General features: G+C 42.1%; 16 protein-coding genes. 9 read left to right on the top strand and 7 right to left on the bottom strand.

Annotated elements, in window-relative coordinates; all coding sequences use genetic code 11:
* Positions 1–40: 40 nt before the first annotated feature.
* From NSTC745_RS25025 to NSTC745_RS25015, 3 genes are all read right to left on the bottom strand, one after another.
* Entirely contained in the window at positions 41–1,963 is a 1,923-nt protein-coding gene (locus tag NSTC745_RS25025; RefSeq protein WP_445633379.1) for an Hsp70 family protein, read from the bottom strand.
* Between the two features lie 11 nt (positions 1,964–1,974).
* A complete protein-coding gene (locus NSTC745_RS25020; protein ID WP_445633378.1) occupies positions 1,975–2,883 on the bottom strand; it encodes a hypothetical protein in 909 nt (302 codons plus the stop codon).
* 327 nt (positions 2,884–3,210) lie between these two features.
* Complete coding sequence (locus NSTC745_RS25015) at positions 3,211–4,377, bottom strand: glycosyltransferase family 4 protein (protein ID WP_445633377.1); 1,167 nt, start codon at positions 4,375–4,377, stop codon at positions 3,211–3,213.
* 418 nt (positions 4,378–4,795) lie between these two features.
* Between NSTC745_RS25015 and NSTC745_RS25010 the strand changes: the two genes are divergently transcribed.
* Positions 4,796–5,545 carry an SDR family NAD(P)-dependent oxidoreductase gene (locus tag NSTC745_RS25010; RefSeq protein ID WP_445633376.1) on the top strand — a complete coding sequence of 250 codons (750 nt, stop codon included), beginning with the start codon at positions 4,796–4,798 and terminating at the stop codon, positions 5,543–5,545.
* A 380-nt stretch (positions 5,546–5,925) separates the two neighbouring features.
* Positions 5,926–6,330: an acyl-CoA thioesterase gene (locus NSTC745_RS25005; RefSeq protein WP_445633375.1), complete on the top strand. Its 405-nt coding sequence runs from the start codon at positions 5,926–5,928 to the stop codon at positions 6,328–6,330.
* Positions 6,331–6,757: 427 nt separating this feature from the next.
* Here the strand turns inward: NSTC745_RS25005 and NSTC745_RS25000 are convergent, their stop codons facing one another.
* A complete protein-coding gene (locus NSTC745_RS25000) occupies positions 6,758–8,011 on the bottom strand; it encodes an RNA polymerase sigma factor (protein ID WP_445633374.1) in 1,254 nt (417 codons plus the stop codon).
* 294 nt (positions 8,012–8,305) lie between these two features.
* Between NSTC745_RS25000 and NSTC745_RS24995 the strand changes: the two genes are divergently transcribed.
* The 5 genes from NSTC745_RS24995 to NSTC745_RS24975 all read left to right on the top strand — a co-directional run bounded on the left by NSTC745_RS24995 (position 8,306) and on the right by NSTC745_RS24975 (position 11,044).
* Positions 8,306–8,662: a YciI family protein gene (locus NSTC745_RS24995; RefSeq protein WP_445633373.1), complete on the top strand. Its 357-nt coding sequence runs from the start codon at positions 8,306–8,308 to the stop codon at positions 8,660–8,662.
* A 70-nt stretch (positions 8,663–8,732) separates the two neighbouring features.
* The gene (locus NSTC745_RS24990) at positions 8,733–9,191 is read left to right on the top strand and encodes a YybH family protein (protein ID WP_445633372.1); all 459 of its coding nucleotides are present in this window, start codon (positions 8,733–8,735) and stop codon (positions 9,189–9,191) included.
* A gap of 29 nt (positions 9,192–9,220) precedes the next feature.
* Positions 9,221–9,631 carry a VOC family protein gene (locus tag NSTC745_RS24985; RefSeq protein WP_445633371.1) on the top strand — a complete coding sequence of 137 codons (411 nt, stop codon included), beginning with the start codon at positions 9,221–9,223 and terminating at the stop codon, positions 9,629–9,631.
* A gap of 94 nt (positions 9,632–9,725) precedes the next feature.
* Positions 9,726–10,124 (top strand): VOC family protein, encoded by a 399-nt coding sequence (locus tag NSTC745_RS24980; RefSeq protein WP_445633370.1) that lies wholly within the window; start codon positions 9,726–9,728, stop codon positions 10,122–10,124.
* Between the two features lie 275 nt (positions 10,125–10,399).
* Positions 10,400–11,044: an HMA2 domain-containing protein gene (locus NSTC745_RS24975; protein WP_445633369.1), complete on the top strand. Its 645-nt coding sequence runs from the start codon at positions 10,400–10,402 to the stop codon at positions 11,042–11,044.
* Between the two features lie 4 nt (positions 11,045–11,048).
* On the opposite strand, the gene NSTC745_RS24970 is transcribed toward NSTC745_RS24975, so the two are convergent.
* Positions 11,049–13,043, bottom strand: coding sequence for an MASE1 domain-containing protein (locus NSTC745_RS24970; RefSeq protein ID WP_445633368.1), 1,995 nt, complete (start codon positions 13,041–13,043; stop codon positions 11,049–11,051).
* 373 nt (positions 13,044–13,416) lie between these two features.
* On the opposite strand from NSTC745_RS24970, the gene NSTC745_RS24965 reads away from it, so the two are divergent.
* Entirely contained in the window at positions 13,417–13,902 is a 486-nt protein-coding gene (locus tag NSTC745_RS24965) for a DUF6985 domain-containing protein (protein WP_445633367.1), read from the top strand.
* A gap of 143 nt (positions 13,903–14,045) precedes the next feature.
* Here NSTC745_RS24965 and NSTC745_RS24960 read toward each other — a convergent pair whose 3' ends face one another.
* Positions 14,046–14,996: an RpoD/SigA family RNA polymerase sigma factor gene (locus NSTC745_RS24960; protein ID WP_445633366.1), complete on the bottom strand. Its 951-nt coding sequence runs from the start codon at positions 14,994–14,996 to the stop codon at positions 14,046–14,048.
* 507 nt (positions 14,997–15,503) lie between these two features.
* On the opposite strand from NSTC745_RS24960, the gene NSTC745_RS24955 reads away from it, so the two are divergent.
* On the top strand, positions 15,504–16,235 hold the full coding sequence (locus NSTC745_RS24955) for a gamma-glutamyl-gamma-aminobutyrate hydrolase family protein (RefSeq protein ID WP_445633365.1): 732 nt from the start codon (positions 15,504–15,506) through the stop codon (positions 16,233–16,235).
* A gap of 53 nt (positions 16,236–16,288) precedes the next feature.
* Here the strand turns inward: NSTC745_RS24955 and NSTC745_RS24950 are convergent, their stop codons facing one another.
* Positions 16,289–16,732 (bottom strand): RpiB/LacA/LacB family sugar-phosphate isomerase, encoded by a 444-nt coding sequence (locus tag NSTC745_RS24950; RefSeq protein WP_445633364.1) that lies wholly within the window; start codon positions 16,730–16,732, stop codon positions 16,289–16,291.
* Positions 16,733–16,900 lie beyond the last annotated feature (168 nt).

Raw genomic sequence — 16,900 nt, 5'->3', positions numbered from 1 at the left:
CAGAATTTATAAAAACTATATTTGTTAGCATAAATTACCACTATTGAATCAAAATGATGCAAGATTGAACTTTGTTGGAAAGGCTTTTTTGAAGCTCTTGCTCAACTTTGACAATCAGTTTGTCAAAAGCCTCTCGATCTGCTTTCAGTTGTTCTTGAATAACTTTCTCTAACTCAGGCTTTATTTGCTCGCACATATCCTCGATTTTTTTGTCACTTAAAAAACTAGAACGAACCCAACTAGGTACATCCACATTTGTCTTGATTACTTCTTGAACGCTTTTACGATTTAGCTCCATTCCTGCTGCCATAACCGAAGCCCCATAAACTAATGCAATAGGCCAGGTTAAGTGTCCAGTTAGGATTAAAGTGATTATGCTAGCTACAGTACCTCCGCCAATTACTACATTGACGATAAACCCTACTGTTTCAGCAAGGATAGCATCTCCAACTCGTAGCTCTGGGTTAACAAAATTTGGGTCAATGCTATCCTGAAACCTTAAGCTGCTTCGAGGTATCTGAAACTTTCGACATATTGGATCGGTTTGTGCAGCTAAATTTGGTTGAATTTTATTGCTAAACCAAGAAACACATTGATTATTAATTATCCGCACAGCGAGATCGCTTTTGAGCCACTGTTCTGCACGACCGATCAAAGATGTTTCCAAATCTGCTAAAGTTCGGATTTTGTTTTTTTGCCAATCTTTTAAACCTGGTTTAACTGCGTTGACAATCAAGCCATCTGTCAAAGGCTTAGTTAGTGATTCAATTAACTCCGGGATATGCCTCTCAATCAAACTTTTAATTTTGTTAGAGGTAAATAGTTTGTTGACTTCTTCTTTAAAAGCAGCAGCACGCAGATCCCATCTTCCTACTCGTGCTAAACCCAGTGCAATGCAACGTTCCGGCTCTGGATCGGGACGGAGCAGCGTTTCTGGTTCGGGAAACATTTTCTGGCAAAGAAGGTGCGTAAATTTCATGCGAGATGCGCCGCCAGTCATCAGCACAAGCTTCGGCACAATTCCAAGTTTTTTTAACTTTTCTTTTGCTTCATTTAAAGAGTCGCTAAACGTTTGAATCCAGCTATGAAACCCCAATTCAGGTAAGGGTTGATTTAAGATTTCCTCTATCATCAATTTATTTACTTGGGGAATAAAATAAATCTGTTCGTTGATAGACTCGAACCCACGCGCAAAGGATTCAGGATCGCTGTATAGCTGTTCGTTAGAAAAGTAATCTTCTTTAGCTTTGCGGCAAGCAAGTTCGCAACGAGCTTGATGATGCGGATATTCCTTAAATACTTTTTCGAGTAATGCTTTTTGTTCGTGGTTGGCAAGAGTCCGAGAAAAAATAGCTTTGTCAATTAAAGATGCACCCAAAGTATTACTCCCGAAATCTATGGGGATCTCTTCTAAGCTGTTAACTAAAGTGAAATCTGTGGTTGAAGAACCAATATCGACAATTAGCACCGATGCAACAAGTTTGTCATACTCCAACTTCCCGGCTTCCTTGGCTTGCATGAAAGCGGCCCGCGATTCTGGTACAACATTTATTTGGGGAATGCCAGCTTCTTGAAGTAGATTTTGGTATTCGGAGCGATCGCTAACTGACCATCCTGAAGGGCAGCCGATGTAAAAATAGCTACTTTTACCGCCTTCAAGTTGTTTGCTTTCTTTCAAAAGGCGGTAGTAGGTTGCTACAAAAGTGCTAATTGTTTCCCGATACTTGGGATCGTTGTTGGGTTTTTGCTTGAAAGAAATTGTCAGTTGGGTAACGCCAGCTTGAATTAATGCTTGTTCGCCAACGAGATAACCAAGTTTAGGATGCCAACCAAGAGCTGTAACTTGGTTCTTCTTGTTATTAATCTCTAGCATCTGGGGGGGTTCGATGCTTTCGACTATAGCTTTAGCTACAGCCGTCTCACCATGTCCCAAATCAAAACCGATGGTTTCTAAAATTTCCATATCCTTATTGTCTATTCTTCTCTAGAAGAGGAATACGCTGGCTCAATTACGCGGCCGCGCCTCAGGAGGCGATCGCCTTTTAACAGAGCGGGAGTTAGAGTTACGCGATCTTTGGTATCGGGGTCGATACTCGGCTCAAAGTCAAAATACTCGCGATCGCTATCAGGGTCATTTGGCCGGTAAATTTTAGCGTTAATTCCCTGAGACATTAAAATCTGTGGCAGAAGTTTTGCCAATTCATAAGCCATTTGGGGTTTATCAAGTTTTGATGCGCCCACTAGCCTTTGCAGAAAATTCAATAGCTCTGGTAGTTCTTCTATTACGAGGTCGCCTTCATATTTATTCGATTCTTCTACTCTAGCCACTGCTAGGTCGATCGTGTTGAGAGCATCGCCAAGGCAATCTAAAAATACTTTGCTATCAAACCTAACAAGAGGTTGAGGTAATTCTAATAGTTCTAAAGACATAGAATTTTGCTGGTTGTTCGAGTCAAGTTGAAGCACAACCTCTAGTCCCAAAAGTATAGAGGTTAACAAGATAGCCATCCATGCACCTGGGGTATTTTTAGTTAAAGAGAACAACGAACCTAAGATGCCTATATAAATGAGTCCCTTTAGCAGTTTCAGGATTACTCTGCTGGAAAAAAACTTTGTACCTGGGTTAGTAATTTGGCTTTTTTCTGCTGGAACAACTTGATGATAGTTAACCGCAGCAAGGGTGGCAATGGATTGTCGCAGCGTATCTAGAAAAAACGAAGCCAGACGAACTTGAGCCAGATTTAGCTTTTCAATGTAAATTCTTTCGAGGCGATCGAGTCGGTTCTGAACCAGGTTAACTATCTCCTCAATGTTGGTTGTGTTATCAATATCTATCTGAAGTTGGTTGCGTTCTTCGCTAAAAAGTGAAGTTATTGTTTTCATAGCGTTGGCTAAGACTTTAACGTTACTAATAAAAGTAAAATAAACAATTGTTCATTTCATCGTTCGATCGCATCGCGACCGAATAATTCATAAATCGTGGATTTAAATTCTAACTAAAAGATGACTGCTTTTAGAAACACCGCGTACAATTCTTTTTAATTATGAATTATGGATTAATAATTATGAATTACATTGGTTGCAAATTACTATCTAAAGAAGGAGAAGTATAAACGCGATCGATCGGCTTGCCCAAAAGCGTTGTTGATAAAAGTTATGACAAAAAGGAGTGCGAAACTTCCTTATGCGATCGGGGTTTAACGCAAATGCCTAAAGACTACTAATTAGCGGCGCGAGTCTAGAAGCCATAACCTCTATACTATATTGTTCTACACATCTTTGTCTGGCTTCAATACCTCGCTGGTTTGCTGACTTTAAATTCTCAAATATTAATCGAATTTGTTTGACAATTTGTTCGGGACAAGAAGGCTCAACTAAATAACCAGTATCGCCTAAAATTTCGGGAATATCTCCAACACGTGTCGATAATACAGGTTTAGCCATTGCCATTCCATCAGTCAACTTCAAAGGAAATTGAGCGCGAGTTTCTGGAGTATCTCGCTGGGGAACGACAACAATGTGAGCAGCAGCAACAAGATCGGGCATGGCATCAGCTGGATATTTTGGTAGTTTTATAATCCAGCGCCCCCAACGTTGTTGAAGTTGGCGATCGTAATCATCATAAGGGCTGCCACCAATAATTACTAATTTTAAGTCTGGCTGATTAATTTTATCTAACGCTATGAGAACATCTTCTAAACCTTTATAAGGTCTAGGTGCGCCAGGAAACATTAAAATTCGGTATTCAGATAAACCATAGCGACTTCTACTGGAATCAGGATTATATCGAGCCGGATCGAATAAGGAGGTATCCTTACCATTAGGAACCAATACACCACCAAAACGCTGCTGCAAAAATTTAGTATGCACCGTCACAGCATCCGCATGATTTATCAAACCTTCCATCCATTTAACATACAAAGGATGATGTGGACTCCTAAGTGCGCCGTCTGATTTTAATAAATCCCTAGCTAATTGTTTCACTGTCGGAGAATAACGCCAATTATCACCACCATGCCAGCTAAGTTCCCAATCATCTATATCTAAAATCACTGGTTTTCTGCTGTATAAGCTCTTTAACAGTGCTATTCCAAAACTCGCTATCTGTGGTTTGATAGCATAAATTATATCTCCATCGATATGTTTTAAAAATTTGTTGACTGTTTGAAAAAATTTTGGGAATTTTGCACCTTCTATAGCAAAAACTTTTGTATCAGATGGAATCGCAGCATATAAATCTTTATTAAATAAAAATCCTAATATTTCTACTTCATAACCTAATTTCTGTAATGCAGATTGTAACAAATACGCCCGAATAAAGCCATCATTAGTAGATAAGTTCCATACAAGTAGCGATATTTTTAACTTAGTTTTCATTGTGATGAGACACTCCAAATTAATGTTTCTTCAATCTTGGTCTAAAATTTCTCTTATTTTAGCAAGTACCACATCAATGCTAAGAATTATTTACTAAAAAGTTTATATTAGAAAAATAGCTCAGCCAAATCAATCTAGAGAATTTAATCTCCAGATTTAGAGATTTTTTTAGTAATAAATTTATTTCTATAGATAGAAGAAATTTGTTGAATATTACATTAAAAATGTATAGCTCAAATATAAGATTTACTGGCTAGTTTTGCGCCAAGGAATTGCGACTACAGCCAAAATTTTAAAATTTCCCTAATCAAAATTCAGGAAGCGTCGAGTATTCCGCTTGGTATAGTTTTCACCTCTCAAACCGGAAATTGACTTTTACGTAAAAACGAAAAAACAAACGACAACGGAGAAGCTAACAATGGCTGGTAAGTTAACTGATAAAGTGGCAATTGTAACAGGGGCATCATCTGGTATTGGCGAGGCTACAGCACTGGCGCTGGCAGCCGAGGGTGCTACAGTAGCGATCGCTGCCCGTCGGAGCGATCGCCTGCAAACCCTAGAAGCTCGTATTACTAGCGCTGGTGGAAAAGTATTATCCATTACCACTGATGTTTCAGATGAGGCGCAGGTAGAAGCATTGGTAAGCAAAACTCATTCAAAGTTTGGCAGAGTCGATATTCTCATCAATAATGCAGGGGTGATGCTGTTAGGCTCCATTGACGGTGCAGATACAGAAGACTGGCGGCGCACGTTCAATATCAACGTATTGGGATTGATGTATGCCACTCACAAAGTTTTACCCTTGATGAAAGCACAAGGCATTGGGCATATCGTCAACATTTCATCGGTTGCAGGTCGAATTGCTAATGCCGGTAGTGCTGTCTACAACGCTAGTAAATGGGCGGTTGGCGCATTTAGTGAAGCACTTCGCAAAGAAGTCTATCAAAACAACATCCGCGTCACGATTATTGAACCAGGGTTAGTCGCAACAGAGTTACCGCAGCACATTACGGATTCTAAAGCACTAGAGCAGGCGAAAAACTTCTACGGTTCGGTCAAAAATCTGGAGAGTGAAGATATTGCCAATGCGATCGTCTATGCCGTCACACAGCCTCAACACGTTAACGTCAACGAAATCTTGATCCGCCCGACCGAACAAGAACGCTAATTGGGTATTCCTATCAACAGATCTTAAGGGACTTGCAAAAACTAAATTATTCCATTTGGAGCGCCAAGACAATAAATTAGCTCTTTCTCCCCCAGCCTCCCCAGCTTACCGTACAACAGCGATCGGTAACCGAAATCATAACGATAAAATGAAATTTCGTTGGGTTGCAGAAGACGTTAAATCTCGTTTTATCAGTCTTGTGTTTTATTAATAAATCGGTATTCTAGCGATGGAATAGTTATTTACCTGGAAGTCCCTTAGCCAAGAAACGATAATGTATCCGAGTACATTATTTCTTGCTGGAAGTTGTGAAAAAATCTAAGGGATACTCCTCACTCAATCCCTGAATATCAACTCTAGCAGCGAAAATATAAGCATTAATGAATTTTGAACTTGTTTCTTTAAAACTACAGGTACGTCCAAACGATCTAGATAGTCTAGGTCATGTTAACAATGCTACTGTTTTGGAGTATTTAGAAACAGGACGTTGGGATTGGCTCAAATACCACAACTTACAGGGCAAAAAGAGCATTTTTCCAGTTGTTGCTCGTATTGAAGTTAATTACCGTAAGGAAATTATCCAAGAAAATGTAGTAATCAACACTAAGTTAGAGGAAGCCAAGGAACCGTCTCACTACCAAGCAAATTTTTGGCAATCAATTGAGATTATCAAACAAGGAAATCCATTAGTTGCGATTGAAGCTCGGATTAAAGTAGTATTCATTGATTCGAGAGAACGAACTTTGCGAACACTACAAGATTTTTTAGAAGGATCAAACGAATAAGTAGGTGGACACAATTATTTAGAAGATGCATTTCGACTTCTCCCAAGGGGAGACGCTACGCCAAGCAAGATCGATCCCGTTCGCCCTTGGCGTTCCCGCAGGGTAGGGTACGCTCAATGCTCAGTAAGCCTATTCCTTGAGGGTTGAGCGCAGTCGAAACCCAGCGAGATCGAGTTAGGTTTAATTTAGTCCTTCTACTTAGCAGTTCAATTAATTGAGTTGTTGCTGGAGGGAAAAGAAGAATTTCTATATTTAATTTTCCAGTTGCGTACCTCATTTATTTGCAAACTGCTGCATATCACAATACCGCTCAGTTAAGCTTTTTTCTCTCCCCCTGCCTCCCCTGCCTCCCCTGCTCCCCCTGCCTGCCTTAACAGATAAATTTTCTGAACCGTATTGCTGTATATCGCAATTTCTATGCTGGAAATTAGATTTGAACTGAGTGCAGTCGGCGCTCTAGAAAGCGGCGTTCGCTATCATTAGTGACTAGCGAGATGGCTTGTGTGTAGCTGGTTGCGGCTTCTTGAAAGGCTCCCATACGGCGCAGTAGGTCGGCACGAGCAGCGTGAAATAGATGGTAGCCATCAAGCTCTTGGGCAAGGCCATCGATGAGTTCGAGTGCTGTCTGAGGACTGTCTACCATTGAGATGGCAACCGCTCGATTCAATGACACTATCGGCGAAGGCTGCAAATGTTCGAGCAAATCGTAGAGGCGGACAATCTGCAACCAATCCGTTTCTTGTGGACGTTTTGCCTGACAATGTAATGCCGCGATCGCTGCTTGCAGTGCAAAAGGCTCAATCTCGCCTTGAAGCGCCTCCTCGACCATTGGGAGTGCCTCAGCGATCTGCTGTGAGTTCCAGCGACGACGATCTTGATCTTCGAGCAGAACAATCTCGCCAGCCTCATCAAGACGAGCATCGCGCCGCGAGTCATGCAGCAACATGAGTGCAAGCAGCCCAGTCACTTGGGTTGGTGGCTGTGGTGTCATCAATGTTCTCACAAGGCGACCCAGCCGGATAGCTTCTGTACAGAGATCGGCTCTCACCATTGCCTCGCCCCTTGTTGCTGCGTAGCCTTCGTTAAAAATGAGATAGATTACCGTCAGCACTGCCTCCATCCGCGCCGAGAGTTCGGTTGTGTCTGGCACTTTATAGGGAATACCCGCATCGCGGATTTTGCGTTTGGCACGCACAAGTCTTTGTGCCATTGTTGCCGTAGGTACGAGAAATGCCCGCGCGATCTCATCCGTCTCAAGTCCGCCTAGCATCCGCAGCGTCAGAGCAACCTGAGCCTCCCTTGCTAGTGCTGGGTGGCAGCAAGTGAAGATCAGTCGTAGCCGATCGTCTGGAATTTCATCGGTGTCGTAGGTTGGCTCCTCGCTTGTTGGGATTAATCCGGATGCAGCGTACCATGAGAGTTTTTCTGTCAGCCGCGTCCGGCGGCGGAGGCGATCGATCGCTTTGTATCGAGCTGTTTTGATAATCCAGGCACGGGGCAGATCGGGAATGCCCTGAGACTGCCACTGATTCAAGGCGACGCCAAAAGCTTCCTGTGCCGCCTCTTCAGCCACATCGAAATCCCCAACCAGTCGGATGAGCGTGGCAACAATCCGACCCCACTCGGCACGATAAATCGAGGCGATCGCTTGGGCTACATCTGATTGTGCGTTTGAGGTCATAGCTAACTTCAGGAGGCAGGGGGCAGGGGAGGCAGGGGAGGCAGGGGGTTTTACCTGAGTTGGGGATTCAGGCCCCTCCTGTTGGGAGAGCCACCAAATTTTTAATTTGGTGTTCTTGTCTTAAACCGCAAGAAAAGCTAGCGATCGCAGCAGTTTTAGAGTACGCGCACTTTTCCTCCTGCCCCCTGCCTTCCTTGATCGATACCTAAATGATAAAAAATTTTCTCTTAGAGGTGTCGATTTGAGCAATTGCCGTTCGACTTAATTACAAAGGGAGACAACGGAGGCAATCCAATGAAATACGTACTGCTGATTTACCTCGAAGAAAATGTCCTTAGCGAAAACGAGCGTGAGGATTGTTATGTAAAATCCGCACAACTGGCGCAGCAACTCAACTCAAAAGGACAGTATTTAGCTACCGCCCCGCTTCACCCTGTTGCGACTGCAACCAGCATCCGAGTGCGCGATGGCAAACCGCTTGTGACCGACGGACCGTTTGCAGAAACGCGCGAACAATTGGGTGGATTCTTCCTCATCGATGCCCAGGATCTCGATGCAGCGATCGCGATCGCTGCCCAAATTCCAGCAGCACAAGTCGGTACTGTCGAGATTCGCCCTGTAATTGAAATCGCAGGTTTGCCAGAGCATTAGGATCTGGCGGGGGTACAAGCGATCGCGACGCAAAAGACACCAACTGATGAATTTTCAAAAGGACAAAAATATGGCTACCAAGATGACAAACGAAACCAGCAATACACGCGACGAAGCTCAGATTCGACAACTAATCGACAATCAACAAAGTGCCATTTGTGCCAAAGACGTAGACCGAATCATGGCTGATTACACCACAGATGTCGTTTACTTTGATTGTAAACCGCCATTCCAAATGAAGAGTGCAGATGCTTTCCGCCGCATTTGGGAGGAGTGTTTGCCTTACTTGCCAGACTCTTTTGGGACGCAGACGCGGGATCTCAAAATCTTCGCGAGCGGCGACTTGGCTTTTGCCCACTGGCTGTTACGCTTCACAGATATGCCAGAGGATCATCCGGCGATGCAGACTTGGCTGCGGTTCACTGCTGGCTACCAGCGGCAACACGGTAGATGGTCGATCGTGCATGAGCATTGTTCGGTTCCTTTCGATCCTTACACATCTCAAGCTGTTCTGACGCTAGACCTATAGCCCTACTTAACCTACCCAAGGAAATCCCAATGAAAATTAATTCTTATCTCAACTTCAATGGCAACTGTAAAGAAGCATTCGAGTTCTACGAACAATGTCTAGGCGGCAAAATTGTCATGATGCTAACTCATGGGGATGCCCCGACAGCAGAACACGTACCCCCTCAATGGCATGACAAAATCATGCACGTCTGCCTCGATTTGGGCGATCGATTATTGATGGGGTCTGACAGTCCGCCGGGATGCTTTGAAACACCCCAAGGCTTCTACGTGCAGTTGAGCATTGACGAGCCAGTACAAGCAGAACGTATCTTTCATGCCCTAGCAGAAAAAGGAAAAGTAAAGATGGCGATCGCTCAAACTTTTTGGTCTGTTCGCTTTGGTATGTTGGTCGATCGATTTGGCATTCCGTGGATGGTCAACTGCCAGAAGGCTGCTTGATTTGCCGGAAGGTGCTTTTGGGCATCTTCCATAGATTTAAATTTCAGTGCTTTTTCGCTGACGCATGACTGTACAATAATTTACAAGAAAAATCATGACTACTCAAATTTTCGTCAATCTGCCAGTCAAAAACCTCAACCAATCAATCGAGTTTTTTACTCAACTCGGCTATAAGTTTAATTCTCAATTCACTGACGAAACTGCCACATGTATGATTGTGTCCGAAAACATTTTCGTCATGCTCTTAACGAATGAGAAGTTTAAGACATTTACTCCCAAAGAAATTTGTGATGCTACAAAAAGCACAGAAGTGCTTGTGTGTTTATCTTGTGATAGCCGAGAACAAGTCGATGAAATGATTCGCCTTGCTGTCGCCGCTGGTGGAAGAACCTACAATCAACCACAAGATCATGGTTTTATGTATGGACATGGATTTGCTGACTTAGATGGCCACATTTGGGAACTTATCTATATGGAGCCAGAGGTCAAATAATTCGTCGCTCTACAACACACTTGGAAATCTCAAAGCTACAGCAATCCTAATTGAGTTACGAACAAAAAGATCCCCAACTTATTGAACAAGTCGGGGATCTGAGCCTCTTGATGGAGAGCAAATCAAATACGATTGCTATATATATATAGATTGTATGGCGCTTGCTTACAAAGCACTTAGTATTTTTTGATATTTAATTAAATTGACTTACTTAGAACATCAATAGATAACTTTATAAGCTTCAATTCTGTTTTTTTGAATTACAAAACGTTACTATGACTTCTAGAAAACGGCCTAATTCTGACAAAAGTGCTAAATTGAATCCGCATTTACCTTCAAAAAAGGTAGCTAAAAGTGTAGCAAAAGAAGCAGTACCATCTGCAAAAATATCATATAGCATTGTTCATGCAATTCCTGGACGCATACGTTTTCGTATTCCTCTACTAGCCAGAGATGCTGAGTATATTAATAAAATTAAATCGGTGATGGAATCTGACAAGAGAGTTATAAATGTCCGTGCTAACCCACAAGCGGCGTCCATCGTCATTAATTATAAAGTAGGTGTAACTCCAGATCGTCAAATGCGCGAACATCTCGTTAGTTTAATTCAAAATGCTCAAGATTTGGCTGCACCAAAAGAGGTAACAATAAAATCAATTGTGAGGGCTACCTTTGATGCTTTAATTAACCTAATTGATAGTACGCGTAAGATTAATCAAGCACGTAATGTTGTTGTGTATCGAAGATTTAGGACAGACATTTGGGAACGAATACTTTTTACCTCAAGAAGCATAATTAAGAAATTAAAATCTGCGACTATGTTTTTCTTACCCAACAAACGATGGCGATTGTACGGCAATGACGAGATGAAGTCCCAGCCTTTACAATTACAAGCTGTCAGCGAAGGTGACGCTGTATAATTACTCAAGCGATTCTTTTAGCTTTTATAGGAATCTCGATCGCAAACTTTGTGCCTTGTCCCACTGTAGACTCACACGAAAGATTACCACCGTGCTTCTCAGTTACAATTTGATAGCTGATAAACAAACCCAAGCCAGTGCCTTTGCCAACGGGCTTGGTAGTGAAGAAAGGATCGAATAGTTTAGAGCAAATCTCTGGTGGAATGCCTACTCCATTGTCAGAAATCATAATCATCACTTGGTTTGCATCAATTTGACGAGTCTGAATCAAGATGGTGTTGAGGTTAGCTGAAATGTCTTGGAACGAACGCCTCTGATTAGATTCTTCTAATGCATCAATAGCATTGCTCAAAAGATTCATAAAAACTTGATTAAGTGAGCCAGGGTCGCATTCAACCAGCGGTAAATTACCATACTCTTTAATAACCTGAATCTGTGGACGGTCAACTGTTGCTTGCAAACGATGTTGCAAAATCACCAAGGTACTATCAATACCCTGATGAATATCTACCGCTTTCAATCCTTCTTCATCCAAGCGCGAGAAGTTCCGCAACGATAACACAATGGTGCGGATGCGCTCAGTACCGATTTTCATCGACTGAAGAATGTTAATTAAATCTGATTGTAAAAAGTCCAGTTCAAGCTTATCTAATTCTGTGTACAGTGTTTGAGGTGGGTTGGGATAGTGCTGTTGGTAAATTTCTAATGCTCTGAGCAGATTTTCGATATACTCAGAAAGATAAATTAAGTTGCCATGAATGAAATTAACTGGGTTATTGATTTCATGAGCAACTCCCGCCACCATCTGTCCTAATGCAGACATTTTTTCACTTTGAAACATCTGTAATTGAGTCTGTTTTAGTGTTTGTAGAGTTTGCTTGAGAGCAGTATTTTTTTCATTCAATTCTTCAGTTCTCTGCTGAACTCGAACTTCCAGAGTTTCATTGGTTCTAGCTAATTCAGCAAAAGCTAAATGCAGTTTTATTTGGGCTTGTGTTCGTTCTGCGATCGTTGCTGTCAACACAAGCATGGTAAGCGTAATTACACCAATAAATGATTGCAGTTGGATCAAAGATTGGTTGAGATCTTGACTTGCAAAACCACCCTTACCATTGACGGTTGCGATTACAGCGATCGCAGCGACAATAAAAGTTAACAGCGTTGCACCGGGTTGCCCTAGTCGAAAAGCAGACCAGATGAGCGTTGGAATCAACATGTACTCTAAGTGATATCCTTCACTAAAAGCAACTTTGCCGATGAAAAACACTAACCCGATTAAAATAAGTGGCTCTACTACGATTAACCAAAATCTTAAACTGCGTGAGTTTGTTTTAAAGTAACGAATAGCAAGGAGATTTTCAGAATCCTCTGAGGTTGAATTTAGAGATAACCATTGCCAAGGTAAATGTCGTTTTTTTTGAATGAATTGCTCCCAACTCAGCATAATTGGGGTGAAGATAAAAATTCCTGAAACGTTAGAAATCCACCAGGTTAACCAAACTGTCCCATAGGCTGTCCAGGGAACTTTACCACTCAATGCTAAGCAAGCTACTCCAACAGTTGCGTTAATATTTGGCCCCACCATGCCGGTTAAGATCAAAAATTTGAATACGTCTGGGACGCGTTCTAGGGGATAGCGAAGGTTGGTAGTTTTTCGTAGCAGGAAGGCACCCAACATAGTTCCCAGGGTTGTTCCGATGGCAATTCCCACAACTGGTAAAGTCGAAATCACCAGAGATAAGAAACTTGTTGGATCTCGAAACGCCCAGAAGTTGGCAAAAAATGAACCTAGAAAAACACCGTACCCCATTGGGTTACCAAACAACAGAACAGCCCCAGCAGCAATTCCATCCGGCGGCCAAACTGGAGTTACATCCTGAGGCGTGGAAGCAAGATGACGTGAAATTTCAGCCATTTCATAGTAAGCGATCGCCAAAACAACTGTGCCTCCGATTTGCCTTAGTACAAAAGGGAATATAGGCGATTTTTGTTGAATCATCCGTTTACTGACTGTTTGGTGTTAATGTTCCTTTCTAAAGATAGAATGCCCTTTTTTCCTAAGGTTGAGAACATAAAACAGCCCGAATTTAGTTTATAAATAGTTTATAAAAATTACCTAAAATATTATCTCAGCCAATTCGATAAATTCCTTTTAAGCGCATACTCAATTTGTATCGTGCATCAATTCTCGCTGCTAAGTAAGTGGATACAATTATTTAGAAGACGCATTTCGACTGCGCTCAATGCTCGACCTTTAAGAAAAGGAGGGTTGAGTTTCGACTACGCGGAAGTCGAAACCTGGTAATCTCAAGTTAGGTTTAATTTAGTCCTTCTACTTACCAGTCGAACTATACTTTAGGATAATAATTTCTATGAAAGCAGACACGCTAGAAAAAGTTTTAGCCACCCTGAAAACAGATAAGTTTGGTGCTTTAGAAGCTAGTATTTATTTTGCTAAGTTCGATCTCAATGTTCGTCTAGTTGCTGACAAACAGTTGGATACTTATGAAAAACGATGTATTGAAACCTTTTTCGCTTGGGGCGAAACCTTATTTACTAAATTAGAACAAGCGAGTTTTGAATATTACCAAGGTCATTTAGATAATATTGGAGAAGAAGTTGAATTCTCCTCAACACAAATCTGGAACCATTGTCAGCCAATGAATATTCATTTTATATCTTCCCAAAAAGACCTATTTAGTACTTTTATCGATGTCGAACTTGAATGTGATTGGGAGATAGAACATGGTATGCAATGGCTAATCAAAAATACTGATGAGCTTGTTTTTGTCGGCCCTTACAACGGTCATGCAGATCCAGATTGCAAACTTGACTTGACTTGGTGGAACTTTGCCTGAGTTGCACCCACAAGAAAGCTCAGGCTTTTGGTTTTGAACTTATTCCTCAACCCTCAACAAATCTGGTTTCTTAGAAGAGGGCTAGAGCTAAGCTGAAAAACAATTAAAGCCATCACCCCCTTAGGGGTGAGCTTTTGGTGTCATTAAGAAGATAAATACTGACCAATGGATGGTTTTTGACGGCGCAGAGCAGTCATGGCTTGCTGCTGGATTTGGCGAACTCGTTCTCGACTAACATTAAGCTTCTCTCCAATCTGAGCCAAACTTCGTTCTTGATTATCCAACAATCCAAAGCGTAAGATTAATACTTCCCGCTGCACCGGTTTGAGCGATGCTAACAAATCGTTCAAGTCCTGGCGCAGGAGTTCCTGAGTGATTCGTTCATTTGGCGAGATGCCTTCATCGCTGAGAAGTTCGCTAAGTTCTGTATCTTGGTTATCACCCACTCTTAAATCTAGAGAGACTGTCCCATTAGCAGCGCTGAGATATTCTCGAATCTGGCTTGGTTCCATGTCCAGTTTCTGAGCAATTTCCGTGACAGTAGCACGACGACCGAGCGTTTGAAATAGTTCTCGCTGTGCCTTCTTAATTTGACTGAGCTTTTCGTTGACGTGAATTGGTAGCCTCACCGTGCGGGATTTTTCAGCGATCGCTCTGGTAATCGCCTGACTAATCCACCAATATGCGTAAGTTGATAACTTATAGCCTCGGTTAGGATCGAACTTTTCTACCCCCCTTTGTAAACCGATTGCGCCTTCTTGAACCAAATCCAAAAACTCCAGATTGCGACGCTGGTATTTTTTCGCTATGGAAACCACTAGCCGGAGATTTGCTACGATCATCTTTTGCTTGGCTCGTTGTCCAAGCTGAAGTATGCGATCGACTTCAGCTTCGCTTTGATTGACAAAATTTGCTAGTTCTGCTGGTGTTGGTTGGCGATGTAATTGTTGACTAAGCTCTTGTTTTTGCTGCTCAATGGCAATCATTTGTTGTACTTGCCTGCCATAAGTTATTTCTTGGTCAGATGTTAATAAAGGGAACTGACCAATTTCTTGCAAATAAACGCGTACCATGTCAGAAGTCAGGCTGGACATACAACTTTAACATTTCTCTAAAATTAGACGAAATTAAAAGTATAAATCAAATAGCTTCATAAAAAATATCAACCAAGGAAGGTAATCTTATGCAACTACTCGCTAGTATTCTGTCACACCAACTTTGCATGGTGGTCAGCAGAGGGGCAGAGGGGCAGGGGAGAGAGTACCTTCATTCCCCCCTGCTCCCCTGCTCCCCTGCTCCCTTGCTGGGTCTACACAGCAATTTTGGTTTGCTAAACCACTAGTGATTGGGCAAGCTAGCCCACAGGCTAGATTCTAACTTTAACGATAGACTGGTAAAAATTCTTTGAGGAAGTATTAATGGCACTGGCGATCTATCGCATTAGTTATGAAGATTTATAAATTCCCGACTTTTTGAAGAAGCCGGGGATCTGAACGCCCACAAATCAGCAAAATTAATGCGATAGACCACTAGTTCGTGCCCAGAGCGATCGCCAAAATCAAATAGTAGCCCCATAGACGAAATACTAAGATAGCATCAAGATGATTAGCAAATCTCAAAAAGCATTGATTGGCATCACAACTTACGGACGGCAAGCATCATTACCATTTTCTCTGCCAAGTGAATATATAGATGCAGTCCGGGCCGCAGGTGGCATTCCTATATTATTACCACCAGGAGAAATCGAGCCTGCCAGACTTCTAGATTCTTTGGATGGTTTAATCATCTCTGGTGGCGGAGATATTGACCCCGTTTGCTATAACGGTTTTGCTCATCCCACTATTTATGCTGTTGATAGCGAACGCGATGCTTTTGAATTGGAGCTTGCCAAGTTTGCTCTTGAACGTCATTTGCCGATATTGGGTATTTGCCGGGGTTTACAAATTCTCATGGTCGCCTGTGGAGGTACTCTAATTCCTCACATTCCAGATGTTTACGGGACATCTGCATTGCATCGCGTAGAGCCTGAACCCGGACGACGTTTGCCTACAGAACATTTCGTCAAGATAGATGTACAAAGCTATTTAGCTGACTGTTTACAGAATTCTCACGTATCTGTAGTTTCTTGGCATCATCAAGCAGTAGATAAAGTACCATCTGGTTGGCGGGTTGTTGGTCATGCTCTAGATGATGGAGTAATTGAAGCTGTGGAACACGAACATCATCCTTGGGCAATCGGCGTACAATGGCATCCTGAGCTTTCAACTGTCGTAGATCCTAGCAATCAAAGACTTTTTCAAGCTCTCGTTCGCGCTGCACATACCAAAAGCTAATTGAGGAATAAAAGTATTATTAAATACTTTGACCAGTGATTATTCTTGGCGCCTCATTTCTCTAGCTGTCGAATTCGCTTGATTTGTAGCAGATTCCAGTCATCTTCAGAATAGGGGGTGCTAAACCAAGCATCTAATATTTCTTTGGCGATCGCTTCTGTAGTTGCCCGTAAACTTAACACTAGGACATTAGCATGATTCCAGATGCGGGCACCCCGCGCCGTCTCAGCATCATGACACAAAGCAGCACGTATCCCACAGACTTTATTGGCAGCTATAGATGCACCAGTACCAGTCCAACAAAAAACAATTCCCTCATCTACTTTCTGAGTTGCTACTGCCAAAGCAACCTTACTACTACTGATAGGCCAATCAACTTCTCGACGATCCTCTGCTAGAGAACCAAAAGGTATAACTTCATGCCCACGCCGCTTAAGTTCTTCTAATACAGTATCAGTAAGGTTAGTGCGTTCATCACTGCCAATAGCGATTTTCATGCCTTCCCCTCTAAAAGTAGCCTACCCTATTTTTTCATCTTACGATAAATAGCGACAGTTAATTACCTTCTTAACTGTCGCTACAATTTAGCTAAATAATATTCAAGATTGGGTATTGCTGAATCTGAATATGAAATGCCAAAATTACATCTATTTAACTTTTATTCT

This window comes from Nostoc sp. DSM 114161 (genome assembly GCF_052692665.1).
This window is presented reverse-complemented; position numbering and strand designations above follow the sequence as displayed.